Source organism: Pseudoalteromonas sp. NSLLW218 (genome assembly GCF_015864775.1).
GTDB lineage: Bacteria > Pseudomonadota > Gammaproteobacteria > Enterobacterales > Alteromonadaceae > Pseudoalteromonas.
Map to the genome: position 1 here is coordinate 122,639 of NZ_JADYWO010000004.1, position 26,213 is coordinate 148,851.

17 protein-coding genes are annotated in these 26,213 nt (G+C 36.8%); 11 read left to right on the forward strand and 6 right to left on the reverse strand.

Features of this window, described 5'->3' with window-relative positions; translation table 11 throughout:
- Positions 1 to 292: 292 nt before the first annotated feature.
- Positions 293 to 856 (reverse strand): YSC84-related protein, encoded by a 564-nt coding sequence (locus I6E80_RS07430; RefSeq protein WP_197185224.1) that lies wholly within the window; start codon positions 854 to 856, stop codon positions 293 to 295.
- A 148-nt stretch (positions 857 to 1,004) separates the two neighbouring features.
- Here I6E80_RS07430 and I6E80_RS07435 point away from each other — a divergent pair, with 148 nt between their 5' ends.
- Positions 1,005 to 2,216, forward strand: a complete 1,212-nt coding sequence (locus I6E80_RS07435) for a tyrosine-type recombinase/integrase (protein WP_170071492.1) — start codon at positions 1,005 to 1,007, stop codon at positions 2,214 to 2,216.
- Positions 2,216 to 3,409 carry a sodium:proton antiporter gene (locus tag I6E80_RS07440; RefSeq protein ID WP_197185225.1) on the forward strand — a complete coding sequence of 398 codons (1,194 nt, stop codon included), beginning with the start codon at positions 2,216 to 2,218 and terminating at the stop codon, positions 3,407 to 3,409. The genes I6E80_RS07435 and I6E80_RS07440 overlap by 1 nt, the downstream gene beginning before the upstream one ends.
- A gap of 152 nt (positions 3,410 to 3,561) precedes the next feature.
- Here the strand turns inward: I6E80_RS07440 and I6E80_RS07445 are convergent, their stop codons facing one another.
- Positions 3,562 to 6,609, reverse strand: a complete 3,048-nt coding sequence (locus I6E80_RS07445; protein WP_197185226.1) for an FAD-binding and (Fe-S)-binding domain-containing protein — start codon at positions 6,607 to 6,609, stop codon at positions 3,562 to 3,564.
- Positions 6,610 to 6,754: 145 nt separating this feature from the next.
- Between I6E80_RS07445 and I6E80_RS07450 the strand changes: the two genes are divergently transcribed.
- The gene (locus I6E80_RS07450) at positions 6,755 to 6,964 is read left to right on the forward strand and encodes a PGPGW domain-containing protein (protein WP_024597887.1); all 210 of its coding nucleotides are present in this window, start codon (positions 6,755 to 6,757) and stop codon (positions 6,962 to 6,964) included.
- 69 nt (positions 6,965 to 7,033) lie between these two features.
- On the opposite strand, the gene ppsA is transcribed toward I6E80_RS07450, so the two are convergent.
- Complete coding sequence (ppsA, locus tag I6E80_RS07455; protein ID WP_197185227.1) at positions 7,034 to 9,409, reverse strand: phosphoenolpyruvate synthase; 2,376 nt, start codon at positions 9,407 to 9,409, stop codon at positions 7,034 to 7,036.
- Between the two features lie 157 nt (positions 9,410 to 9,566).
- Here ppsA and I6E80_RS07460 point away from each other — a divergent pair, with 157 nt between their 5' ends.
- A complete protein-coding gene (locus I6E80_RS07460) occupies positions 9,567 to 10,376 on the forward strand; it encodes a pyruvate, water dikinase regulatory protein (protein ID WP_024597885.1) in 810 nt (269 codons plus the stop codon).
- A 64-nt stretch (positions 10,377 to 10,440) separates the two neighbouring features.
- Here the strand turns inward: I6E80_RS07460 and I6E80_RS07465 are convergent, their stop codons facing one another.
- The gene (locus I6E80_RS07465) at positions 10,441 to 11,790 is read right to left on the reverse strand and encodes a class II 3-deoxy-7-phosphoheptulonate synthase (protein WP_024597884.1); all 1,350 of its coding nucleotides are present in this window, start codon (positions 11,788 to 11,790) and stop codon (positions 10,441 to 10,443) included.
- Between the two features lie 1,002 nt (positions 11,791 to 12,792).
- On the opposite strand from I6E80_RS07465, the gene I6E80_RS07470 reads away from it, so the two are divergent.
- A complete protein-coding gene (locus I6E80_RS07470) occupies positions 12,793 to 13,668 on the forward strand; it encodes a DNA replication terminus site-binding protein (RefSeq protein ID WP_197185228.1) in 876 nt (291 codons plus the stop codon).
- 69 nt (positions 13,669 to 13,737) lie between these two features.
- On the opposite strand, the gene I6E80_RS07475 is transcribed toward I6E80_RS07470, so the two are convergent.
- Complete coding sequence (locus I6E80_RS07475) at positions 13,738 to 14,952, reverse strand: hypothetical protein (RefSeq protein ID WP_024591590.1); 1,215 nt, start codon at positions 14,950 to 14,952, stop codon at positions 13,738 to 13,740.
- Between the two features lie 773 nt (positions 14,953 to 15,725).
- On the opposite strand from I6E80_RS07475, the gene I6E80_RS07480 reads away from it, so the two are divergent.
- The 5 genes from I6E80_RS07480 to I6E80_RS07500 all read left to right on the forward strand — a co-directional run bounded on the left by I6E80_RS07480 (position 15,726) and on the right by I6E80_RS07500 (position 24,285).
- On the forward strand, positions 15,726 to 16,964 hold the full coding sequence (locus I6E80_RS07480; protein ID WP_024597882.1) for an AAA family ATPase: 1,239 nt from the start codon (positions 15,726 to 15,728) through the stop codon (positions 16,962 to 16,964).
- A 15-nt stretch (positions 16,965 to 16,979) separates the two neighbouring features.
- On the forward strand, positions 16,980 to 17,942 hold the full coding sequence (locus I6E80_RS07485; protein ID WP_024597881.1) for a transcriptional regulator: 963 nt from the start codon (positions 16,980 to 16,982) through the stop codon (positions 17,940 to 17,942).
- 406 nt (positions 17,943 to 18,348) lie between these two features.
- On the forward strand, positions 18,349 to 21,495 hold the full coding sequence (locus I6E80_RS07490; RefSeq protein WP_197185229.1) for a DEAD/DEAH box helicase: 3,147 nt from the start codon (positions 18,349 to 18,351) through the stop codon (positions 21,493 to 21,495).
- Between the two features lie 1,070 nt (positions 21,496 to 22,565).
- Positions 22,566 to 24,032 (forward strand): DNA recombination protein RmuC, encoded by a 1,467-nt coding sequence (rmuC, locus tag I6E80_RS07495; RefSeq protein ID WP_024600341.1) that lies wholly within the window; start codon positions 22,566 to 22,568, stop codon positions 24,030 to 24,032.
- Positions 24,033 to 24,093: 61 nt separating this feature from the next.
- A complete protein-coding gene (locus I6E80_RS07500) occupies positions 24,094 to 24,285 on the forward strand; it encodes a DUF3185 family protein (protein ID WP_197185230.1) in 192 nt (63 codons plus the stop codon).
- 39 nt (positions 24,286 to 24,324) lie between these two features.
- Here I6E80_RS07500 and I6E80_RS07505 read toward each other — a convergent pair whose 3' ends face one another.
- Positions 24,325 to 24,732: a MerR family transcriptional regulator gene (locus I6E80_RS07505; RefSeq protein WP_024600343.1), complete on the reverse strand. Its 408-nt coding sequence runs from the start codon at positions 24,730 to 24,732 to the stop codon at positions 24,325 to 24,327.
- 100 nt (positions 24,733 to 24,832) lie between these two features.
- Here I6E80_RS07505 and I6E80_RS07510 point away from each other — a divergent pair, with 100 nt between their 5' ends.
- A complete protein-coding gene (locus I6E80_RS07510) occupies positions 24,833 to 26,071 on the forward strand; it encodes an NADH:flavin oxidoreductase/NADH oxidase family protein (RefSeq protein WP_170071499.1) in 1,239 nt (412 codons plus the stop codon).
- The last annotated feature ends 142 nt before the right edge of the window (positions 26,072 to 26,213 follow it).

Here is a 26,213-nt window from a genome sequence, read left to right on the forward strand (position 1 = left end):
ATAAGGATAGTTGAAATATTCTTAGAGCAAACTTATCACTGTAAACATGATAAGTTGAAATAAAAATACTCTACAACAGGAAATCGAAGCTATCTATAATTAGAATGAAAGACTTTTTAAAGGTGATTTACTTGTAAAAGAGAAACATTTGAAAGAATTTAACAATAGGTAGGGTACTTCATACAGCCTACATGCAATATCCCATAAATTACGTTATGTTAAATTGAATTGATTTTAATAAAGCGAGCATGATTATACAAACCAGCTCGCTTTTAGGAGAGTAATTTGATGGTTAATTAAGCTCTGAATCTACCCAAAACTTAGTTCCTTTTAATACAGCTTGTAGTGCAAGGCCATTTTCGGTTACAGAATATACAGTAACTTGATCTGCAATTGCTTCAGCAACCAGTGCACCGCCTTTATCTTCATATTTTGCTGCTGCATCAGCGTTTCCGCCAAATGCCCAACCATGTTCAATAAATCTATTTAATGCAGCTTGATTATGAAAAACCATTACAACATTAAAATCTTTTACACCTAAGCCAAGCCCTAAACCGGCTTCGCCCATATTCATGTAAGTCGATTTACCCGTAAGGTTATTTTTAACTACGCCGTAACCACCACCAAAACTAGCTAAAACAACATTTACGTTAGCGTTATCAAAAACGGCGAAACCAGCAGAATTAGCAATTTGTTTTTTAACATCAGGTTTTTCAGCGTATAATTTATCTAACGTGTTTGCTTTCATACTTTGTACAAGTGAACGTTTTTCGCTTGGTGATGCACTACCCGTAGTCGCACAACCAGTTAACGTAACAGTTAAAGCAAGTACGCTTAGTATAATTAGTTTTTTCATAACTTTTCCTTAATAAGATATAGCAACCAACAACCATAGAATAATTACAGTGTTAAAATAATTAGAGCTTTACTATGTCCAATACTAGACAGTATCGGACTTTAACGTTATTCTGTAAGTCTATTATTTAATTGAATATTAATACATTATGCTTGTTGCTTTGGTTGATACATTAAAACAATTAAGATATCAAATTGCCCATCTAGATGACGGTACTCTAAATTCAGAGTACCCAGAACTTGCATCCTTTATACAGGAAGTTGGCTTGACTGTAACTGAATCAAAGGCCGATCTGATATTCTTATATCAGTTTTTGTATGTTTATGGCCGAAAATCAGAAGCCACTTATAGTCGTTTTCGAAATGAACTCGAACGCTTTTATTTATGGTCGTGGTTAATAGCAAAAAAATCAGTATTCGATTTAAAGCGTGAAGATATTGAAGCCTACGTTGATTTTATGGTCGAACCCGATAAAGCCTGGGCTGCCACTTCAGTGCAATGGCGTTATAAAGATGAGCAAGGTATTCGTCGATTAAACCAAAATTGGCGCCCTTTTATGCTTAAAGAATCTATTGCTAGCCAACAAACTCTATCGTCTATGTTTACTGCATTAAATGTTTTCTATAAGTTTGCTTTACTAGAAGAAAAAACATTCGCGAACTTTGTTCCTGTTGTTAAAAAAAATAGCCCGTATTTAGTTGTTCAATCTCAAATTCAAATTCCAGACACATTAAGCGATATACAATGGGAATACGTTTTTGGTGTAACACGTGATTTATGCGAACATAACCCTGATTTAGAGCGAAACTTATTTACGCTTGCCTGCTTAAAAGGTCTTTATTTGCGAATTTCAGAATTATCTGAGCGCCCGCAGTGGTCGCCGGTAATGTCTCATTTTTGGCAGGATAACGATGGTTTCTGGTTTTTACGCATTATGGGCAAAGGTAATAAATTACGAGATGTAACCTTAAGTGATGATTTTGTTGAATATTTAAAACGCTATAGATTATATAGAGGTTTGTCTGCCCTTCCCCGTGTTGATGAGTCAGATCCGCTGGTGCATAAAATTCGTGGCCAGGGTGGAATGACCGTAAGGCAAATTAGGCGTTTAGTACAACAAAGTTTTGATTATGCGCAGCAGTCATTACTTGATGATGGTTTTAAAGATGATGCTGAACAACTCGGTGCTGCCACTGCACATTGGCTTCGTCATACTGGTGCCACACATGATGCGCAAACTAGACCGCTTAAACATTTATCAGAAGATTTAGGCCATTCTAAAATTGCGACTACCGATCAAATTTATATTCAAACAAATATTAAAGAGCGAGCAAAATCAGGACTTAAAAGGAAAATTTAATGGAGTACTTAGTAATAGCATTTATAGGCGGACTATTTTTAATTTATTCTTTAACACTTCGCCAGTTAGAGAAAACAGAAGTAACAGGTCCGATGTTTTTTGTTGTCGGCGGAATATGTTTAGCTATGTTACTACCCAACGAAGAGCGTAAAATAAAAGAAGGTGTCGATCTCTTACTACCTTTTATAGAACTCACGCTGAGTATATTTTTATTTTCAGATGCAGCTAAGTCAAAGTTAAGTGTTTTAAGGCATAGTTTTCAGTATCCTAGTTTATTATTGTTTATTGCCCTGCCCTTAACTTTATTGCTAGGCATTGCCGTTGCTTTATTTTTATTTGCTGAGCTTTCACTTATTCAAGCAGCATTGCTCGCTATTATTTTAACACCTACCGATGCCGCATTAAGCAAAGGGCTATTAGCAAGTACACAAGTGCCCGAAAAAATTCGTGAAGGAATAAATACAGAAAGTGGTTTGAACGATGGTTTGTGTGTACCTGTATTTTTAATATTTATATTACTCGCTAAAAATCCTGATTCAGCTATTACTGCGACGCAAACACTAAGCGTATTTAGCCGAGAGCTTGGTTTGGCTTTATTAATAGCAATTACAAGTATCGCTATTTTTATACCGTGTTTAAATTTTGCTATGAAGCGCCATTACTTTGCACAAAATACGAGTCCGTTTTTATTACTCGGTTTTGCTATGGCTGTGTTTTCTGTTACTCAGTATTTTCATGGCAGTGGGTTTATTGCGGTATTTATTGCAGGCTTATTGTTTGATAAATTCTCAACAGATGAAGTAAGAACAGAATTAATTGAAGACTCAGAACACATAGCAGATTTTACATCGCTAATGATTTGGTGCTTGTTCGGGTTTGTTTGCGCTTACTTAGTCATTCCTAAATTAAATGCTGAAATTATAATTTACGCTTTGTTAAGTACAACATTAATTAGAATAATTCCAGTTATGTTGTCACTACAGTTTACGGCATTGAATATTAAAGAGCGTTTTACATTTGCGTGGTTTGGACCAAGAGGTTTAGCATCAATTGTTTTTACATTGATGGTTATAGATACTCAAATAGAAAACAAATATCAAATTGCGACTATAGCAATGACGACTATTTTATTTAGTGTATTTATACACGGCATTAGCACTAAACCTATTGCAGATAGCTTTGCTAAAAAGTAGTTTTTAAAACAGTTATTTAAATTAGATAATTAAAATAATAGATTTAAAAAAGGCATAACGATTACTTTCATTATTGATGAAGTTAATTGTTACGCCTTTTTTGCTTAAGAACTAATTTAATAAATCTATTTAAGTACTCTTATTTTATAAAGTTATTTTAGAGCTTGAGCTAGTAATTCAATTGGGTGTTTTGGTTTAAACTTTTCAAAACGTTTAACTTGGCTACGACACGAAAAGCCGGTAGATAAAAGTTGCTCTGGTTTGTTTTTATCTACAATTGGTTTCCAGCTCATTTCGTAAAGCGCACGTGAGTTATCTTGATTTTGAGCTTCGTGGCCATAAGTTCCCGCCATTCCACAACAACCTGTATTTGTTGTTTTTAATGTTAAACCAATATCATTAAAAATTGTTTGCCATACATTTGCGGCTTTTGGCAGCGCAGTTGTTTCAGTACAATGACTCAGTAATGTAAATTCGGTATCTGTATTTTGCTTTGCGCTTAGTGATTTAAACGATTGTGTTTCTAGCCATTCATGAGCAAGCTGCACATTAAATTCGCCACGGTTATTTTCTAAAATTGTATTATATTCATCGCGATAACACATAACGAGTGACGCATCTAAACCGACTAACGGTGCATTAATATCATTTAATTTATTTAAAAACTCGGCTGCATTTTTAGCTGTAACTTTAAATTCATGCAAAAAACCTTTTACGTGTTGCGGTTTACCATTTGGTTTAAAAGGTAATAGCATTGGTTTTTTGCCAAGTTGGGTTATTAAAGTAATAAAACTTTCTACTAATTCGGCTTCGTAAAAGCTCGTAAATGGGTCTTGTACTATTAATACATATTCACTTTGTTGCTCTGCATTTAATTTATTTAATAAGTCAAAATCGAATTTTTGTATTTTAGTAACACGCTTTGAAAGTGCAGGAATACTTAACTGTGGTGTATCAACATAGCCAACCGTTTTTTTAATAACATTACTAACTAATGATGTTTTAACAATTGGATTTATAACTTTAGCGAACTTTGCCATTAATGGCGCGCTATTTTCTATGTTACCAACAAGGTAATCTTTTAGCGGGCGTGCATAATAACTATGATAATAATTTAAAAAGCGCGAACGAAAAGTGGGTACATCTACTTTAATTGGGCATGCAGTTGTACATGCCTTACACGCTAAACATTCATCCATTGACGCTTTTACTTCGTGAGAAAAGTCGTAAATACCTTTTCGTTTTTCGCGGCTATGAACAAAACGTTCCCACCAGGTAATGACTTCACCTTTGTTAAGTTGCTTTTCTACTTCGAGTAAATCTACATTTTTTGACTCTTGCAGACGAAGCCATTCACGCATTAAACTTGCGCGTCCTTTTGGTGAATTACGGCGATCGCCAGTTACTTTATACGATGGACACATAGGTGAATTTTCATCGTAATTAAAGCATATGCCATTACCATTACAGGTCATTGCATTGTTAAAACTGGTTTTAACTTCTATTGATATTTGCTTATCGAAGTGCGATCTCTTTTGTCCATCTACACTAACTAGTGAGTCTTCACTATTAATAGGAGTGCATATTTTACCAGGGTTAATGCGATTGTTAGGATCGAAAGCTGTTTTTATTTTTCGAAGTTGCGTATATAAATGCTCACCAAAAAACTCAGGGCTATATTCACTACGGTAACCTTTACCGTGTTCGCCCCACATTAAACCGCCGTACTTAGCGGTTAGTTTTACTACCTGATCTGAAATAGTTCGCAGTAGTTTTTCTTGTTCTGGGTCGCACATATCAAGTGCTGGGCGTACATGTAAAACCCCCGCATCAACATGGCCAAACATACCATACTGTAAATTATGACTGTCGAGTAATGCTCTAAATTCGACAATATAATCTGCTAAATTTTCAGGCGGTACAGCGGTATCTTCTGCAAAGGCGAGCGGTTTTTGGCTGCCTTTTACATTACCTAATAAACCCACTGACTTTTTACGCATTGCGTAAATTTTTAGTATATCGTTTTTATCACTGGTTAACTGATAACCAATAACGCCATTAGTTTGATTTATTACGCATTCGTCTAGAAGCTTACAAAGCGTGTCTACTTTGTCTTTTATATCATCGTTTGATACTGCATTAAACTCGACCATGTTAAGGCCTTGCATATCTTTATTTGGTACGTCGGTTATTAAGTCCGATACTAAATTCCAAATGATATCTTCGCGCGCTAAGTTTAAAACTTTGCTATCAACGGTTTCTACCGATGTTGCACGTGCATCGACTAAAAATGGTGAATGACGAAGTGCTGAGTCAAAACTATCATACTTAATATTAATAAGCGTTTTAAATTCGGCAATAGGCGTTAGGTTTAATTTTGCTTCAGTTACTATACCTAATGAGCCTTCTGAACCCGTTATTAGTCGGCTCATGTCAAAAGTAAGTAAGTCATCACTTAGTACATGCTCTAGGTCGTAGCCGGTTAAAAAACGATTTAACCGTGGAAACTTAGCTAAAATAGCAGCGCGTTCATTAACTGATATATCTAAAACTGTTTTATATAAACTACCAATTAGTGAGTCTTGATTAGCTATAATTTGTGCTTTGTCGATGTCTATTGGGGAGGTACACATAGGTGTGCCATCGACTAAATAAGTTGTTAGCCCTAAAACATGATCGCTCGTTTTACCGTAAACTAACGAGCCTTGCCCCGATGCGTCAGTACTTATCATGCCACCAATAGTTGCCCTGTTACTGGTAGATAAATCGGGTGAGAAGAAAAAGCCATAAGGTTTTAAGAAGTCATTAAGTTGATCTTTTATTACGCCGGTTTGAACGCGTACCCAGCCTTCTTCTACATTTATTTCGAGGATTTCGCGCATATAGCGAGACAAATCTACAACAATACCAGGTGTTAACGATTGTCCGTTAGTGCCTGTTCCACCGCCACGAGGACCAAAAGTTAATGATAAAAACGGGTCGCGAGATGCTGTTTGCAATGCGAGCTGAATATCTTTTTCACTTTTTGGAAAAATAACACCTTGCGGTATTTGCTGATACACACTGTTATCGGTTGAAGCAGTAATACGCGTTGCATAACTTGCATCGGTATCTCCGGTAAAACCTTTATTTTTAATGGTACTTAGGTAATTAGCGACAAGTTCTGTCGCGGCATCTTGCTGTGTAATTGTTGCTATCATGACGGCGATATTTTAGGGCATTTGGCTAATTATATCATGGTGATGGCGAATAGAAATTGAAGATTTTACAGTTTGTAACACTCTTTTAGTCGATTTTAATCCAGCTTAAATTATACTCAAGTTAACCATTAGCGAGGCGTGTTATATGAAAAAATTACTATTACAGATCATTGGTGTGTTATTTATTTTGCTAGGATTATTTTTTGCTATTGTACCTGGTCCATCACTCATATTTTTTATGGCGGGTTTATTATGTTTTTCGCCTTACTATCCTAAAGCACGACATTACTTATCACTGTGCCAAAAGGCATTAACTAAGTCGTGTGCCTATTTGGATAAAAAATTAGCCCGCTAATTTACTTTTAATTTAACAAATAAAAATGCCAGCAATAAATTGCTGGCATTTTTATAGCTTACATACTTGTTACTTTGCTAATTTTTTAGCTAGGTACAACCATGTTTCTATTACTGTATCTGGGTTTAATGAAACAGAGTCAATGCCCTGCTCTACTAACCATGCTGCAAAGTCTTCGTGATCTGAAGGACCTTGTCCACAAATACCAACGTACTTTCCTTTTTCTTTAGCTGTTTTAATAGCCATAGAAAGTAGCTTTTTAATTGCTGGATTACGTTCATCAAATAAATGTGCAATTAAACCAGAGTCGCGATCAAGACCAAGCGTTAGCTGTGTTAAATCGTTAGAGCCGATAGAAAAACCATCAAACATTTCTAAAAATTCATCAGCAAGTAATGCATTTGAAGGAAGCTCACACATCATGATTACTTTAAGACCATTTTCGCCACGTTTAAGGCCATGCTCTTCTAGTAGTTCAATTACGCGTTTGCCTTCTTCAAGGGTACGTACGAATGGGATCATGATTTCTATGTTTTGCATATCCATTGTATTTCTAACGCGTTTAATAGCTTCACACTCTAGTGCAAAACAATCGCGGAAATCTTCTGAGATATAACGTGCGGCACCACGAAAACCAATCATTGGGTTTTCTTCTTCCGGCTCGTATTGCTGGCCGCCAACTAGGTTTGCGTATTCGTTTGATTTAAAATCAGACATACGAACAATTACACGCTCTGGTGCAAATGCACAACCTAGAGTAGAAATACCTTCAACCAGTTTTGTTATATAAAACTCTACTGGTGATTCGTAACCGGCAATCATATCTGTGATTTCTGCTTTTAATGCATCTGTTTGAGCATCAAAATTTAATAACGCTTTTGGATGAACGCCAATCATACGGTTGATAATAAATTCAACTCGCGCAAGGCCAACACCTGCATGCGGTAAGCGTGCAAAGTCAAATGCACGATCGGGGTTACCCACGTTCATCATAACTTTCATTGGTAGTTCTGGCATTTTATCAACGCGTGACGTTAGTATTTCAAAATCTAAAATACCTTCGTAAATAAAGCCGGTATCGCCTTCGGCGCACGATACGGTTACTTCTTGACCCGTTTTAATTAAATCAGTTGCGTTGCCACAACCAACAACTGCTGGAATACCTAGTTCACGTGCAATGATTGCCGCGTGACATGTACGCCCACCACGATTTGTAACAATCGCTGCTGCACGTTTCATTATTGGTTCCCAATCAGGGTCGGTCATATCGGTTACTAAAATGTCGCCTACTTGTACCTGATCCATTTCTTTGATTGAATCAAGAACACGTACAACGCCGCTACCAATTTTGTGACCAATTGCACGGCCTTCAACAATGACGTTGCTAGTACCGTTTAATTGAAAACGTTCCATAACGTTAGCGTCTTCGTTTGAGCGAACCGTTTCTGGACGAGCTTGAACTATATATAGTTTGCCGTCGTTACCGTCTTTTGCCCATTCGATGTCCATTGGACGACCGTAATGTTTTTCGATGATTACAGCTTGCTTGGCAAGGTCTTGCACTTCTTCATCTGTAATCGAAAATTTATTTGAAAGCTCAGGGGCAACATCAACGATGTCTACTTGCTTACCATGTGCTTTGTCTTCTGAGTAAATCATTTGAATGGCTTTAGAGCCAATGTTACGACGTACTACTGAAGGTTTGTTTTTTAGGAGTGTTGGTTTATGAACATAAAACTCATCAGGGTTAACTGCGCCCTGTACAACCATTTCACCTAAGCCGTAGCTTGATGTAATAAATACAACGTCTTCAAAACCAGACTCTGTATCAATACTAAACATTACGCCAGATGCTGATTTATCTGAACGTACCATGCGTTGAATACCCGCTGATAATGCTACACCACGGTGATCGTAACCTTGGTGAACACGATACGAGATTGCACGGTCGTTAAATAATGAAGCAAATACGTGTTTAATAGCGACCATTACTGAATCGATACCAACTACGTTTAGGAAAGTTTCTTGCTGGCCTGCGAATGATGCATCTGGCATATCTTCAGCGGTAGCTGATGAACGCACTGCAAATGAAACATCTGCTGTAGTGTCGCCGTGGAGTTGGCTATATGCGTCGCGAATGGCTTGATCTAGGTTTGGTTGGAATGGTGTGTCGATTATCCATTGGCGGATGTTTGCACCGACTTTAGCGAGTGTATTTACATCATCAACATCAAGTGTATCTAGAATGTCGTGAATTTTTGCTGTGAGTCCTGATTGATCTAAAAACTCATTAAAAGCATCTGCGGTAGTTGCGAAACCACCCGGTACTTGTACACCAGCGTTTGCTAGGTTTGAAATCATTTCGCCAAGTGATGCGTTTTTACCGCCAACTCGAGGAACATCTTGCATACCAAGCTCTTGATACCAGAGAACGTATTCTTGCACGGATCTTTCTCCAAAAAAAACTAATTGTAGGTCTAACTGTGAGAGTTAAGAAAGAAAACCTTTTATAAAGGTCACCATCATTCTACACTGGCAATAGTCCTCACGTAAACCGTGAGAAACCCATTTTAGGGATTTAAACGCAATAAAAAGGTTAATTATGAGAACTGCTTTTTATATATCAGATGGAACAGCTATTACTTCAGAAGTGTTTGGGCATGCTACTTTGTCGTTGTTCCCTATCGATTTTAATCATAAAACAATTCCATTTGTAGAAACTGAAGAAAAAGCCCGCGAAATTAAAGCATTAATTAATGCGACAGCTGCAAAAACCGGCGAAAAGCCTTTCGTGTTTTTTACTTTTGTAAATCATAGTTTGAGTGAAATTATAAAATCGGCTGATGCAGTGACCTATGATTTTTTAACTACATACAGCGAAAAAATAGAAAAAGAACTAGATGTAGCCCCTGTTCCAAAAATGCACCGCACGCATTCTATTCATGAAAAAAGTTATGATTTTAGAATTGATGCAGTTAACTATGCACTTATGAATGATGATGGCGGCAATATTAAAAACTTTTCTGAAGCTGACATTATTTTAATTGGTGTTAGCCGAAGTGGTAAAACACCAACCAGCTTATACTTAGCGCTACAATATGGCATTAAAGCTGCTAACTATCCTATTACAGAAGAAGACTTAGATAATGAGGGTTTACCTAAGTGCTTAATTCCTTATAAACATAAGTTATTTGGGCTTACGATTGACCCTGAAAGACTTGCGGCTATAAGGCATAGACGTATGGCTAATTCTAAGTATGCATCTATTAAACAGTGTCGTATTGAGGTGCGTGAAGTAGAAATGCTTTATAAGCGCCATAAAATTGCTTATTTTAATTCTACGCATCATTCGGTAGAAGAGATATCTGCAAAGATACTGACAGAGACAGACCTAGAGCGACGTAAGTACTAACTAATTGATGAAACTAAAAACAAAAAAAACCGCATTTAAGCGGTTTTTTTAATATTAACAAATATTATTTACGTGCGTCTTTTAGTAAGTCAGCTACTAAAAAGCCTAACTCTAATACTTGGTCGGCATTAAGACGTGGGTCACACTGCGTTTTATAACGCTGTGCTAAGTCATCGTCTGATAAACCGTAAGCACCACCAGTACACTCTGTTACGTGCTGGCCTGTCATTTCTAGATGAACACCACCTGCGTATGAACCTTCAGCTTTATGAACAGCGAAGAATTGGCTGATCTCGCGCATGATATTGTCGAAGTTACGCGTTTTGTATCCTGACGTCGCTTTTTCAGTATTGCCGTGCATTGGATCAGAGCTCCAAATTACTTTACGACCTTCTTGCTGAACTTTTCTTACGAGGGCTGGAAGTTTTTCTGGAAGTACGTCTGCACCCATGCGTGTAATTAGCGTTAAGCGACCAGGAATGTTATCTGGGTTTAATGCATCAATTAAACGAATTAGGTCATCAGGTTCCATACCTGGGCCAACTTTAACACCGATTGGATTTTTAATACCTTTGAAAAACTCAATATGTGCATGGTCAAGTTGACGTGTACGCTCACCAATCCATACAAAATGAGCAGAACAATCGTACCAGTCACCTGATAAGTGGTCGCGACGAGTAAGGGCTTCTTCGTAGCCAAGTAGTAATGCTTCGTGAGAGGTATATAAATCAGTTTCTTTTAAGCTTGGCGCAATTGTAGAGTTAATTCCGCACACTTCCATAAATTCGAGTGCGTCTTGAATTTTGTCTGCAAGTTGTTGGTATTTTTCTTTAAGTGGGTTTGCAGCTACAAAGCCCATGTTCCAACGGTTAACCTGGTGAAGATCGGCAAGGCCACCTTGTGCAAATGCACGTAATAAGTTTAATGTTGCCGCGCTATGGTGATATGCAGTCATTAAACGTTGTGGATCTGGGATACGCGCTTCTTCCGTAAACTCAATATTATTAATGATGTCGCCACGATAAGATGGTAAAGACACACCATTAATTGTTTCTAAGTCTGCTGAACGTGGTTTAGCATATTGACCCGCCATACGCGCAATTTTAACTACAGGGCATTTACCGCCGTAAGTTAATACAACAGCCATTTGTAAGATTGTTTTGAACGTATCGCGAATATTAGCGGCATTAAAGTCACTAAATGATTCTGCACAGTCACCACCTTGAAGTAAAAATGCACGACCTTCGCACACGTCTTCAAGTTGTTTAAATAAACTTCTAGTTTCTTCAGCAAAAACTAAAGGCGGAGCCGTCTTTAATTGGCCTTCAACTGATTTTAGTATTTCTTGATCCGGGTACTGTGGCTGCTGCAGTATTGGCAGCTCTCTCCAGCTATTTGGGTTCCACGATTGCATAATTTTTCCTCATTCCTACATTACCTGATAAGAAGAAATTAACGTATGCAGGCCCCTATGTTCAAGGACTAAATTCACTATTTTCCAATTATTTAGTTATGAGTTAAGTATAATAGTAATCTTATTTAACCTAGGTGGTTATATAACATACACTTTAGTTTTATTTCGAAGAAACTAAAGTGTTTAAATACATGTGCTTAGAGATAACTATTTATAATTTTAACGCATTGAGAATAAATAGTACATAAGGGTATGTTATACGTAATTTAGCTAGGAACACATCATACTTAAATGGCAGCTTCTGTAATCTTAACTTTACGCTGGTAATTAATTAAAAGCTATCAAATGCTATGTGCAGACCTTAATGTATGATATGAGCGTTTGTGGTAATCATTTATCTGCGCTTTAAATCCTAGACGCATAGTCTTGTATAGCACTCGTATGCAGAACTATATTCACAAGTGCCACAACTTAAAGGCGTGGTAGGCCATTAAGTTTTCTCTTCAAAGTGATAGTGCTAATTTACAATTCATCATGATTAAAGCCCCTACTGCTAGAAGTCCCTTTAAAGAGGAACTGATATCAAAAAGCATTTGTAGTCATTGTAACCTTTAGCCTGTCACCATACTGCCAACTCGGTGTAATATGAGTCAGTAATTATAAATAATAATGAATGCTAAGACGGTTAGATAAATATATGAAATTATATAACTCCGCTTAACTCATTTTTCTAAACTTAGTTTTACCACCTATTACTTAGATAATCTAGCACTTGGCGTATTAGTCTTTTTATATACGACAAAGTAAATACTCCAATGTCATATGAATTAGTAAGGAGTTTCAATCTTTCTTCATTTATATATTCTCACCTTAAAGAACACATCATACTAACTTTACTCATTATGTTAATATAAGCTCCGAGTACTATTTGTTATTTATTTAGACAAAACATAATGCATGTAATAATATAAGGCTAGTAAGATGTGTTCTTTGAGGTGTGTAATGGTAACTAAAGTACAAATTAGAAGTCAGTTTGATTTAATGAACGAATTAACTTTGAGGTTGATTGAAGAACTAAAAGAGTGTGAATTCTCCAAAGCGGAATATTATCAATTACCAGATGTAAGTAGTTTCGATGAGAGTAAAGTTCCAGAATCTATACTTGTTTCTAAAATCACTGGAGTACCTGCTCAAAAAGCAATCCTAAACTCTTTTTCAGACATGTATAAAAAATCAGGATTAAGCAGTCGTGTTTTAAAAAGGCACCCTGGTTTGCTCGTTATTAAAAGTGCAGATAAACAAGCTTTAAATAATCGTATAGCTCAAGTAAATAAAGCTAAAGCTACGTTTAAAGAATGTATTTTAGCTATTGATAGCAACGATGCTCGATTTGAAGCAGTTCACAATGCTATACCAAATTTAATAACGCTTGCCGCATATCGTAAAATTCATAGTGAAAGCGAATCGCCATTTTCGGTTAGGTTTACTTGGATGCACAAACACGCAACTAAAACGCTGACTAAAAAAATGGCTCTCGAAATGCTCGATAAATCGGCCGGTTATAGAAATCCAAGAATGATTGATCAACAAAAATGGCAATCACTTGTAACTCAAGAACAGTTACGAGTTGCTAGCTTAGGTGAAAAAGAAAAACTAAGGATTCGTCGCCCCACTCGTGTAAGCCCACAAGTTAATGTGAGATATACTGCACAAAACCGCTATCATGTTAGTGCCGCATTGCCCTTTATTTTGATTAATCCAGAACCAGACGTAAAATTAGGTATATTACCTGACTATCAAAAACCAGAAGCTCACCCGCGTAAACGCGAGTACGATTTTTTAGTCGATAGGCTATATTTAGAGCAGGTAGAACGATAGTGGTTATGTTAAAAAGGCCACAATACGTGGCCTTTTTGGTAATGTGTTTAAGTATTTAAATAGTGTTTATTACTTTTCTACTATCTCTTCGATTTTATCTTCATCAATCAGCACTGCATTTTCAACAATTCGTTTACCACCTTGAATTTCAATGCGTTTGTTGTGTTTATTCAGTGTAAGTATTTCATCACAAAACTGATCAGATGGATGCATTTCGTAGGTGTAATCAATAATATTGCCTGTTTTATCATCTTTTACATTAGTAATACTGTATTCTGATATTGCGCCTTTTTCAATCAAGTCTTTCATAGTAGTGGTCATATCACGACGCAGCGCTTTTAATTTATTTTCGGTAATATCATCCGTTGAATAAATAGAGCCATATTTTTCCATGATAGACAGCAGTCTAAAATGATAAGTTTTACCTGGCGCAGCATAACGCCAAAGATGGTACAAACGCAGCATCATCCAACGCGATAATCCACGTTTTAATTCTTGTGCACTATTAAAGTAATAACCTTTGTATTCAAGGTTATCAATCATGTTATGAACAAATGCATTTAAACAGGCGACACATTTTACATTGCCACCCTGACCCTTCTTGCCGCTAAAATGAAGTGACGATAAAAAGTTCATATTTGACTCGTAAAACGAATCATCTATATCAGAATTTTTAGTATCTGTTGCAGAATATTTAAACGAAAGTTTAGAACCTTGCAATGCTTCAAGAGATTCTTTAATTGCAGGATATGGCATAGACTGCCCTACCGCTTTAAGCTCTTGGGCTAATTCGTTCATAGAAAAAACAACCGCGTATTGAATACCGGACTTAAAATTAATTTTGACTATTTTGCCTTTAGAGGCCAAACGAATAAGTGCGCGTTCAACTTTTTCTTCTCTATCTGATGGCCAGACAAGGTATTCTACGTCTTCGCCATCTTTGCGCGTACTTACAACAGCGGGAGTTATTTTTATTTCGCCATCGTATAAAATACCATCTACTTTTTCAGATATTTTACGCGTGATAATTGTTTTTTTAGGTGCTTCTTCAAGTGGTAATTTTTTATAGCCAGAACGTACAAAACGTCCCCATAAATCATAATGATTAAACGTGTTTGAATATGCACGTAATCCATGAGCTGCATTTTCAATAGAAATTCGCACGTCTTTGTTATCTGTAAATAGTGCTAAACTTTCGTTATCTATTGCACTTTCCACCCCGTGGATTTGGCCCCTAAGTGTATCGGGCAAGTTATCTACCGAGATGTTGACCTTTCGGCTCATTGTTCTTATTTCCATTTTTATTGCGACAGCTCATAACAACACATTAAGCAGCAAAAGTTAAATGTTTAAGTTAGTATAAAAGTGATCTGACTTTAAATAAAAGGCTTAGATCACTATTTTACTAAGTGGAGTCCATAACTTCTTATTTCAGATCATATTTATACTAACTGAGCTATTACAAATCTCTTTTTTACTAACTCAGCTGTTATTTTGTCCATTACAATCGCTTTATTTTAAAATTTAGCACGACAAATTCATGTAAAAATAAATCGCCCTGTGGATAAAGCCTTATCGAGTTAGCATAGATCTGATCTGTACCAAGTACAGATCAGATCTATACTAATTAAACGTACCTTTTGATGGTGGCACAAGTGCATAACTTTATAATTTACTTAGTAAAAAGCTGATCTACGAAGCTCTTTTTGTTCATAACTTTATGCGCAACCTGTGCATAACTCTATTTTAAAAATAGGCCTTAGTAAAAAGCTGATCTGCAGGTAGATAAAGATCTGATCTTAACCAAGTATAAAGCTGATCTGCTTTTTTAAACATTGTTTATATAAATCATTATGTTATGTGTCAATTTAAAGCCCTTAACCTTTATTACCTTATATATTTAACCACCTTTAAACTTCTTTATTTATACTAAGCAATATTAATGGTGTAAAAGTATTTTTAAATGTCTTGTTTTTAAAATGCATGTCGTCTTAAATAGTTGTTTACAGCAAATTGAATGGACATTATACTAACTCCCTAACTTTGAGGAAGAAAGTATGTCTATCAATAATAACGCGTTAAGTACCTACCGGCTTTTAAAAGCAACTGCCGAAGTAGCTGAAAAATCATTAGAAGGTCGTATTCAGCACTATCGTGCGCATCTTAAATCAGAAGAAAAAGAATTAAGAACCTATACGCAAAAAGCAGCCGCAGATTTATTAGGTTGTAATAATCGTACTTTAAAAAGGCGTCATGACAATGGCGACTTTGATGATTTAAACATTAAACGCGGTGCTAATGGACATTATGCTTACACGTTAGTAAACATTTTTGCCATGGCCGATATTATGGATATTAAACCAGATCATCGTACTGGTGATGACAAACTTCAAGTTATTGTTATTAACTCCCTTAAAGGCGGCTGTGGTAAAACAACTAGTATGGTTAATATCGCAGCAGCGCTTGCGACGACAAATATTAAGCGCTATCGCATTGGTATAATAGATTTAGATCCTCAAGGTTCTTCTTCAAGCTTTTTTCCTTCAAGTGAGCATGACCCTATTACTGTTGGTGATTTAATGCGAGATTGTATAGATTTAGATGAGGGCGAAACATGGCCTGAATTTGTATCTAATTCATTTTTACCAACGCATATCCCCAATATTCGTGTTTTGCCTTCAGGTATGGATGATTTTTACTTTGAGCACGAAACGGCAACATTGCTCAAAGATACCTCAAATTATGAGCAAACTCGTCACTACCATAAGTTACTCGAAAAAGTTATTGACCCTGTTAAAGATGAATTTGATATTATCTTAATTGATACAGCACCTACCCTTAACTTTATGTTTTATAATGCATTAATGGCATCTACAGCAATGTTGATCCCTGTTCACCCAGAAGCTGTAGATTTTGACGCTAACAATAAATATTTAAAACGATTAGGTGAGATTTACCATACCGTAGCGGCACTAGGCCACGAAGGTTGGGACTTTATGCAGTTTTTAGTTACCAACTATGTAAAGGGTAATCACTCACAGCGCGATATCGTTAAAGATGTCCGTAGTGCATTTGGTCGCCAAGTTATGAGCTACCCAATTAATCACAGCTCGGCAATTACAGCAAGTTCATCATCTTTTAATACTATTTTTGATCAAAAAGCGTCAGACAGCTTAGCAAGTCGTGAATCGTTAATGCGCGCCCAAGAAAATATTAAAGATGTGGTCGATGAACTAGAGATGCTTATTCGTTCAAATTGGCAGTCAACTCAGTCAACACTCAATTCCCCTAAGTAAGGATGTTAAATAAAAATGGCTAAAAAACGTAAAAATGACACCCGCTTAGATCCTTTTGCAACCGCTGTAGGTAGCAGTAGCCTTGACGCATTATTAGAACAGGCCAATGCTGGCGATGTAATTAGAATGCCGGCACCGAGCGATCCTGGGCGCCAGATAACGCTTGTTTGTAAAGTGATCTCACACGCTGATATTGAATCTACTACAGGTGTATATGGTAAAAACCGCCGTGTACAGTCACTGCTAAACGAAAAGTCAGTATCAGATATTCTTCCTGCGATTCGTGATGATGGCCGTAATCAGCATCCTGCTCTACTTTGGGATCAAGGTGAAACAAGCTTAGTTTTAGCGGGCTCTCGCCGTCGTATGGCGTGTATTTTAGGTAACGCAGATTATTTGGTACTTAGTTCAAGCGATTTTACTGATCAAGATGCTAAAATTTTAGCCGTATCTTCAGATCAGTACATTGCCCCGAGCTTATGGGAGCTGGGACAAGCTTACCAACAAACAAAAAATGAGTTAATTGAACAAGGTAAAAAAGGATCTTACAGAGAAATAGCCGCCATTGAAGGTGTATCGCACACTGCAATTGCAGATGCCATCAAGGCGTATGAGCAAATACCTGCCGATGTTATTGCGCTTTACCCTACTGCAAATCATGTAGGTCGTGAAGTAGCTAAAAAGCTTGTGAGCGCAAAGGAGCGCGACCAAGAGGCGTTTAAGCAACTAGTTTTAGCCCTAGCTAGCGATGAAGAGCTAAATGCGATTACAAGCGACGACAAGCGTGCAATGGCAATCACTAAATGCTTAACAGCTGAGCCACAAGTGGCCGTTAAACGTGAAGCTGTACTAGAAAATAAATTTATATCAGTACAACGCAATTTAAAAAGCGGCGATGTGTCTATCAAAATTGACAATAAAGTGATGACAGACAAACGCTTAGAGCAATTAACTAAGTTATTAAGTGCTTTTAATTAGTTAGTTAAATAATGATCTGTCAGACTTGTTTACTTAGTTAAATAGTGATCTGACAGATTGTTTTGTTAGTAAAAATCTGATCTTTACTAGCGAAATTCCTCTTCAAACAACCATATTATCTCTTCAAGATCACTTTTTTACTAACTGCACCCCTCTTTTTAGCATCACTTTCTTGATTTATTATTATGGTTAGTAAAATCGTGATCTGTAATACCTAGATTATTCTTTGTACTTGTATGCAGGGTCTATCATTTAGCTAAATTTTATACTGATTTTTACCTATAAACCGGTTTTTTACTAAGCTATCAGCTCCAACCAGTTTATAACTTGTTAATAGTGCTTTAGCTCAGAGCACATAAGGCATATACTGGCAGAATTATTTTTAAAATTTAATGCTTAGAGTGACATGTCTGCTAACTTATCAAAAAATGATTTAATGGCTATTTTTGAAGAAATTAAAAATGAGCAGGCTACCCAGTTTCCTCTGTCTGAACGCTTTATTAAAAAACTTTTCCGTCAAAATGTCCTAGATAAAGGAAAAGAATATTATAAAAAAGGCCAGATCACTTGGTTAGAACACACGCCTAATTTTTCTGTTGTTGACTCTACTGTTCAAGTGGATAACGGATCATCGTTTAACCAACGTATTGAGATCAGTAAAGTACCAACTGGTTATTCTGTTGATACGCACTGTACATGTAATGCAAAAACCAAATGTCGACACTTGGCCGCTATTTTATTTAAGCTTAAAATTGAGCATTCTGGCGAGTACGGTGAAGATTACTTTATTAATGACTGGTTTAGCGAATTAAGCGCACTTAAAAGTGGTGAGCAAAATATACCTTCGCAAGTGTTATTGTTTGTATTAGATATTGAAAATAACAAAGTATTTTTAACGCCTAAAATAGCGAATGTTGAGACTAAAAAGAATTATACATTAGGCCGAAACTTAACCGAGCAGCAGTTAAATAGTTTTGTAACGCCGAGTGATTTACTCGAAAGTGACTTTAGATTATTTAGTTGGATACGCTCACAAAATGCAGTGGGAAGTATTGAGCTAAAAGGTCAATGGGGCTTTAGTGCCTTACAACAACTTATAGCTACAGAACGCTTGTTTTTTCAGCGCTCTCGAGTACCAATAAAAGCACAATCGGGCCAAGCATTAAGTTTTAGTTGGGAGCAAGATAAAGACCTTTCTCAATTAGTTATTAAGCTTGAGCAAACTCAAAACTGGGCTTTATTAAAAACAACACCACCTACTTACCTCGATTTAGATCATTTAAAAGCGGGTCGTCTTCGCACACCATTAAGTGCAGACGAAATAGCACATTTACAAACTATGCCTGCTTTGCACGATGCTAATTTTGATCGAATTTACAAACAACTTGCCGATAATTTTGGCGCAGGTGTAATACCTCATCCTACTAACTTGCAGCCAACGTTACCTAAAATCTCTAGTAATGCTGTTTTAAAAGTAACGATGGGCGATCAAGGTTTATCACTTTCGTTATTATTTAAGTATAAAAATAAAAATTATTTAGCGGGTTCTGCACCTGCAAGTACTATTAATAGTGCTTTTGAAAATACAGTAACGAATGAGCTAATAAACCTAGGATTTGAATTTTGTAAAGGGGGTTTACAAAGTGAACTTGTATTTACAAAGCAATCTCCTATCCATTTGCATTGGCTTATATACGAAGTATTTCCTGGTTTTAAACAACGTGGTTGGCAGGTAAGTGTAAGTAAAGTAACGAGTCCTAATCCGCAGTGTGAAGTTAGCTTACATGTACACCGTGCTGCAGGGCATCAAATGCACTGTAAAGTACTGCTATGTGATGCAAAAGCAGCTATTTTATTTACTAATACAGATCCGCTATATCAGTCGTTAAACCGACAAAGTGAGTTATTTTACTACTATCCGCTTGGTCGTGAATTTGGAGTTATTAATAAGTCTGCAATTAACTTATTAGATGAATTTAAAGAGCGTTTTGAGTTTGTAAAAACACGGGACGAATTTAATATTCCGCTTTCGTACTTGCCAGAGCTTGTAAAGCACACAGCCATAAACGTAGAGTTGCATGACGACTCGCTTGAGCGATACTTACAAGAGCTAAACAATACCGATACCGCAATGCCAAAGGTTTCTTTACATGGCTTGAATGACTCGGTAACGCTTCGTGAGTACCAACAGCAAGGTGTTGACTGGCTTAGTTTTTTAAAGCGTCATAAATTAGGTGGTATTTTAGCTGATGACATGGGGCTTGGGAAAACACTGCAAGTTATTGCGTTTTTAGCGAGCACGTTTAATCGTCCGCAAGCGGGTCCTACACTAATTGTATGTCCAACTAGCTTGGTGAGTAATTGGGAAAATGAAATTACTAAGTTTGCTAAAAGTTTAAAAGTTACCACTATATTTGGATCAAACCGTAACGAACCTTTACAGCACTTAGCACAAGCCCAATGCATACTCACTACATACCCATTGTTAAAACGTGATATAGCTTATTACTCGCCTTTATATTTTGAAAATATAATTCTCGATGAAGCTCAATACATTAAAAACGATACCGCACAGGTGTCGCGATTAGTGAAACGTTTAAATGCCGACTTTAAACTTTGTTTAAGTGGCACTCCAATCGAGAATAATTTACTTGAGCTCAAATCGTTACTCGATTTTGCTATGCCATCTTTACTTGGTTCTCAAGCGCACTTTAAGCTGCATTTTCAAACGCCTATTGAGCGTGAAGCTGATATGGAGAGAGCTGAGCAGTTGAAAGCGTTAATTATGCCCTTTATAATGCGCCGCACTAAAGCACAAGTAGCGCAAGAGCTTCCCGAAAAAACAGAGCTAACTAAAGAATTTGAGTTTGAGCCTAAGCAAAAAGAAATGTATCAGGGCATTACACGTTCATTAGAAGAAAAGCTAATAGACTTATTTGCTGAGCAAAGTGCACAAAAAAGTAAGCTTGCATTTTTAGAGGCGTTATTAAAACTTAGGCAAATTTGCTGTCACCCTAAATTAATAGATCCAGATACTCAGGCTGGCTCTGCTAAGCTTGAATGGTTAACAACACACTTACCGCTTATGTTAAGCCTCGGTCGTAAAATTATTATATTTAGTCAGTTTACATCGGCACTCGATTTAATAGCCCAACGCCTTGAAGAAACAAACATTAACTTTAGTATGCTTACAGGCCAAACGCGCCACAGAGATAAAGTAATCGACGAGTTTACCAGTGGTAAAACATCTGTGTTTCTAATTAGCTTAAAAGCCGGCGGTACAGGCCTTAACCTAACACAAGCCGATACCGTTATTCACTTTGATCCATGGTGGAACCCTGCCGTAGAAAAGCAAGCGACTGATAGAGCTTACCGTATTGGCCAAACTAACCCGGTATTTGTTTATAAGCTCATAATGAATAATTCAATAGAGCAAAAAGTATTTAAAATGCAACAAGACAAACAAGCTCTTGTAGATGCGTTATTTACTGATAAATCAATGAGCTTTACTAAATTTGATGAGCAACAAATGTTATCGCTAATTAAAAGTTAAATTGCTCTAAAAAGTTTTGATATTTTTATGAACTTAATTTAAAAAGTGGCGTCTACTATTATGCTTGTTGATTAATTGCAGTTAATACAAGTTTTCATGTTGATTCCCCCCATTTAGTTACTAATTTTAGTAATGATTGAGCCAGCCCATTTTGAGTTGGCTTTTTTTATGCCCAAAATTTAGTGTGCTGCACTTATTTAAAAGTTTTGATCTTTTTATGAACTTAATTTAAAAAGTGGCGTCTACTATTATGCTTGTTGATTAATTGCAGTTAATACAAGTTTTCATGTTGATTCCCCCCATTTAGTTACTAATTTTAGTAATGATTGAGCCAGCCCATTTTGAGTTGGCTTTTTTTATGCCCAAAATTTAACGTGCAGCACTTATTTAAAAAGTTTTGATCTTTTTATGAACTTAATCCAAAAAGTGGCGTCTACTATTATGCTTGTTGATTAATTGCAGTTAATACAAGTTTTCATGTTGATTCCCCCCATTTAGTTACTAATTTTAGTAATGATTGAGCCAGCCCATTTTGAGTTGGCTTTTTTTATGCCCAAAATTTAGCGTGCAGCACTTAATTTAAAAATTTTATTTTTTTATGAACTTAATTCAAAGAGCGGCGTCTACTATAATGCTTGTTGATTAATTGCAGTTAATACAGGTTTTATGTTGATTTCCCCTTATTTGATTACTAATTTTAGTAATGATTAAGCCAGTTCATTTTGAACTGGCTTTTTTTATGCCCATAATTTGATTTGTTTAAATCAATCTGAATAAAAATAAATAATCTTTTGTAAATTATTTTGAATTAATTATTTTGTTTTCCGGTCTACTCTAATGCCTGTTGTTATATAGCCTCACCCAGTAATATTAGTTATTTTGGTGATTATGTATTTAAGTTGCAGCTTGCTCAGGCACATGTTGATTTTCCCTTTGATTACTTAATTTAGTAATATTTGACCAGCTTATTTTGAGCTGGTTTTTTTATGTCTGTAATTTCTTTGCTCCCCTACTTCTATTGCCTGTTATTGGTTATGATGGCATGTCTCTAAATTTTATAAGTTTATTTTATGCTCACTCAAGTACTCACTAATATTGATTGGCTAAGCGCCGGTGCTGGTGTTGCGTTAGGCGCCCTATTTTACGGCGTTGTATCAACACAGCTTCGCAAAAAGTTACATCTACAAATAAGCGAACAGCAGCAACAGCTTTCCCTATTACAAAATCAATTTGATAATAAAGAGCTGCAATATAGCGCCTTGCAAGAAGATCACGAACTGCTAGAGCATACTCACCAAGAACAGCGCGACGAAGCCCAGCATTTTAAAACGCGTTTTAGCGAACAAGAAAAACAAAGCGTTCAATACAATCATTTTTGGCGTAAAGCCGAAGGCGAGCTTGCAGCGCTTCGCGAGCAATATAATCAACGCGATGTTGAATATAATAATATGCGCACCACCCTTGAGCAAAAACAACAAAACTTTACCGAGCAACTCGCGCAAATTGAGCAAAGTAAAAATATGCTCAAAAAAGAATTTGAAAACCTAGCCAATAAAATACTAGAAGAAAAATCACAAAGCTTTAAAACCTTAAATCAAGAAAGCATTGAACAATTATTAAAACCAGTTCAGGGCGAGCTAAAAGGCTTTAGAGAAAAAATGGAGTCAATACACGTTGAAGATATAAAACAACGTACTGCGCTCAAAACCGAATTACTGCATTTACAGGCTAAAAGCCAAGCTATAACAGATCAAGCCGACAAGCTCAGCAACGCGCTACAAGGGCAAAAGAAGACCCAAGGTAATTGGGGCGAACTCATGCTCGAAAACGTGTTAGATAGCGCTGGCTTACGTGCCGGTGTTGATTATAAGCGTGAAGTGTCGTTTAACACTGAAGATGGTCGTTTGCGCCCTGATGTAGTTGTTTACTTACCACAAGGTCGCCACTTAGTTATTGATGCTAAAACATCGCTAAATGCTTATACCCGTTACGTTAACGCCGAAAATGAGCTAGATGCTAATCAAGCAATTAAAGAGCATGTGAACGCTGTTACAGCGCGTATTAATGAGCTTGCGAGTAAATCGTACGACCGTTTACCAGGTATTAACTCGCCAGAAGTTGTGGTTATGTTTGTACCAATAGAATCAGCTTTTGTAGAGGCACTTAAATACCAAAGTGATATTTACCAACAAGCAATCGAAAAAAATATACTGGTAGCTACACCCACTACCCTGCTTACTAGTTTAAATATTGTGAAACAGCTTTGGCGTTTTGAAGAGCAAACCAAATACTCAAAAGAGTTGGCAAATCGGGCTGAGCGCTTTTATAACAAGCTCAATGGCTTTTTATTGAGTATGGAAGGTGTTGGTAAGCAGCTTGATAAAGCCAAAGAAAGCTACGATAAAGCATTTTCGCAATTATACCGTGGTAAAGGTAATTTAATTAAACAAGCATCTGAATTTAAAGAGCTTGGTGTATCGGTACAAAAAGAGTTACCTAATGAAAGTGTTGAACGCGCGCAGCTAGAGCTTGATTAAATTTGTTAAGTGTTTTCATTTAAGTATGCTAAATAATGTACGTTAGAAATCAGAGGTGTTTATGAATAATAAGATTATAGGTATTGTTTTAATCGTTATAGGTATCGCTTTAATTATGTGGGGATATGACGTATATGATGCGGCAGCTTCGCAGTTAAGCCGTGCATTTAGTGGTGATATACCAATAGAAGCATGGGCGGGTTTTATTGGCGGTGCTGTTTGTGTGTTAATTGGTATTAAAAAGCTTAAGTAACATAAATAAAATACAGCTTACTAAATAAGCTGTATTAGTTTATTCGTAATCCATCATTTTTAGTAATTCATTTAATTTACTTTCTGGCAGGCATTCGCCTTTATCCCAATAAGAGTTTAGTAACGCAGTTAAACTGCCAATACGCTGTGATTTTTTCTGCATTTGCTCAATCAAAATGTCAGCTTCTTTTTGTTTTTTTTCTAAACGTTCGATTATTACTGTGTGGTTTAGCTCGCCGTTTTCGTTACGTAATAAAGGTATTTCGTTGAGTGAAAACCCCAAGCTTTGTGAAAATTTAATTAATTGCAGTTTTTCTAAGTTTTGTTGGGTGTACAGCCTATAACCATTAGCACTGCGAGTGGTTGGTGCTAATAACCCTTTACTTTCGTAAAAACGAATAGTGCTGGCAGGTATGTTGGTAAGTTTTGCAAGTTCGCCTATTTTCATAACTAATAATAACTCCACTTTACATGAACTTAGTAGGTTGACCTTCAAGCTAACTTTAAGGTTATAGTTGTTTTAATGTCAATTTAATTAGCCAATAATTATGCGCAACCCTGTGTTTACCTCCTTTACCTTGCCAAGTGGTTTAGTATTAAAAAATCGTATTGCCAAAGCCGCTATGGAAGAAAACCTAGCACAAGAGGACCAAACGCCCTCCCAAGCACTTAAAAACGTTTATAGCGCATGGGCTAAAGGCGGTACAGGGCTAATTATTACTGGCAATGTAATGGTTGATCATTTAGCGATGACAGGCCCTGGTGGTCTTGTGCTTGAGCAAAGCACCGACATTACAGCCTTTGCAGAGCTTGCTCGTTTATCAAAGCAAAATAATTGCAAAGTAGTGATGCAAATTAATCACCCTGGTAGGCAAGTATTTAAAAAAATGGGCGGAAAAGTTCTATCAGCGTCAAGTGTTGCACTTAATATGGGTAAGCACTCGCACTTATTTGGCGTACCAAGGGCAATGACGCAAACCGACATTGACGATGTTATTACCCGCTTTACACAAACTGCACTACAAGCCGAAAAAGCCGGTTTTAATGGCGTACAAATACATGCAGCGCATGGCTATTTACTTGCTCAGTTTTTATCGCCACTTACCAATAAGCGCGACGATAAATGGGGTGGCAACCTACAAAATAGAGCCCGCTTACTTCTCGAAATAACTCGCAGTATTAAAGCAACTTGTTCCCCTACCTTTTCGGTTTCGGTAAAGTTAAACTCTGCTGATTTTCAGCGAGGTGGGTTTGAACCCAATGACGCGCAAGTTGTAGTGGATTTATTGAATGAACTCAATGTTGATTTTGTGGAGTTATCGGGTGGTAGTTACGAAGCACCTGCCATGCAAGGTAAAACAGGTGACGAACGCACACTTGCCCGCGAAGCATACTTTTTAGAGTTTGCAAAAGCGATTAGCCACCGCTCATCAATCCCAATAATGACCACTGGTGGCATTAGTCGCTTATCTATAGCCAACAACGTGATTGAAAGTGGAGTGGCCCTCGTGGGTATTGCCACTGCGCTTGCATACCAACCAAATTTAGTAAACAAATGGCAAAACGAGCCACTGCAACTAGCCGTATTACCCAGTGTTACTTGGCAAGATAAAACCTTAGCAGGGCTTGCCACTATGGCACTGGTAAAAAGGCAAATACGCCGTGTAGGCCAAGGCAAACCTGTAAAAACAAATGCTTCACCAATATTTACTTTAATCAGCGACCAACTACGTTCGGTTAAATTAACTAAGCGTTACCGCAACCGCTTTGCTAGTGAGATTAACTAAGCTTTAGTATTCATATTTTTTATTTATTAGGTTTTGTTTACTAATTTGTACACATGAATAAATGTAACCATTTTTATGTTGTATAAATGAGTATTAAGGCGTGCACCAATTTGGAAGTTTGCTTTTTTATCAAGCTATTAAA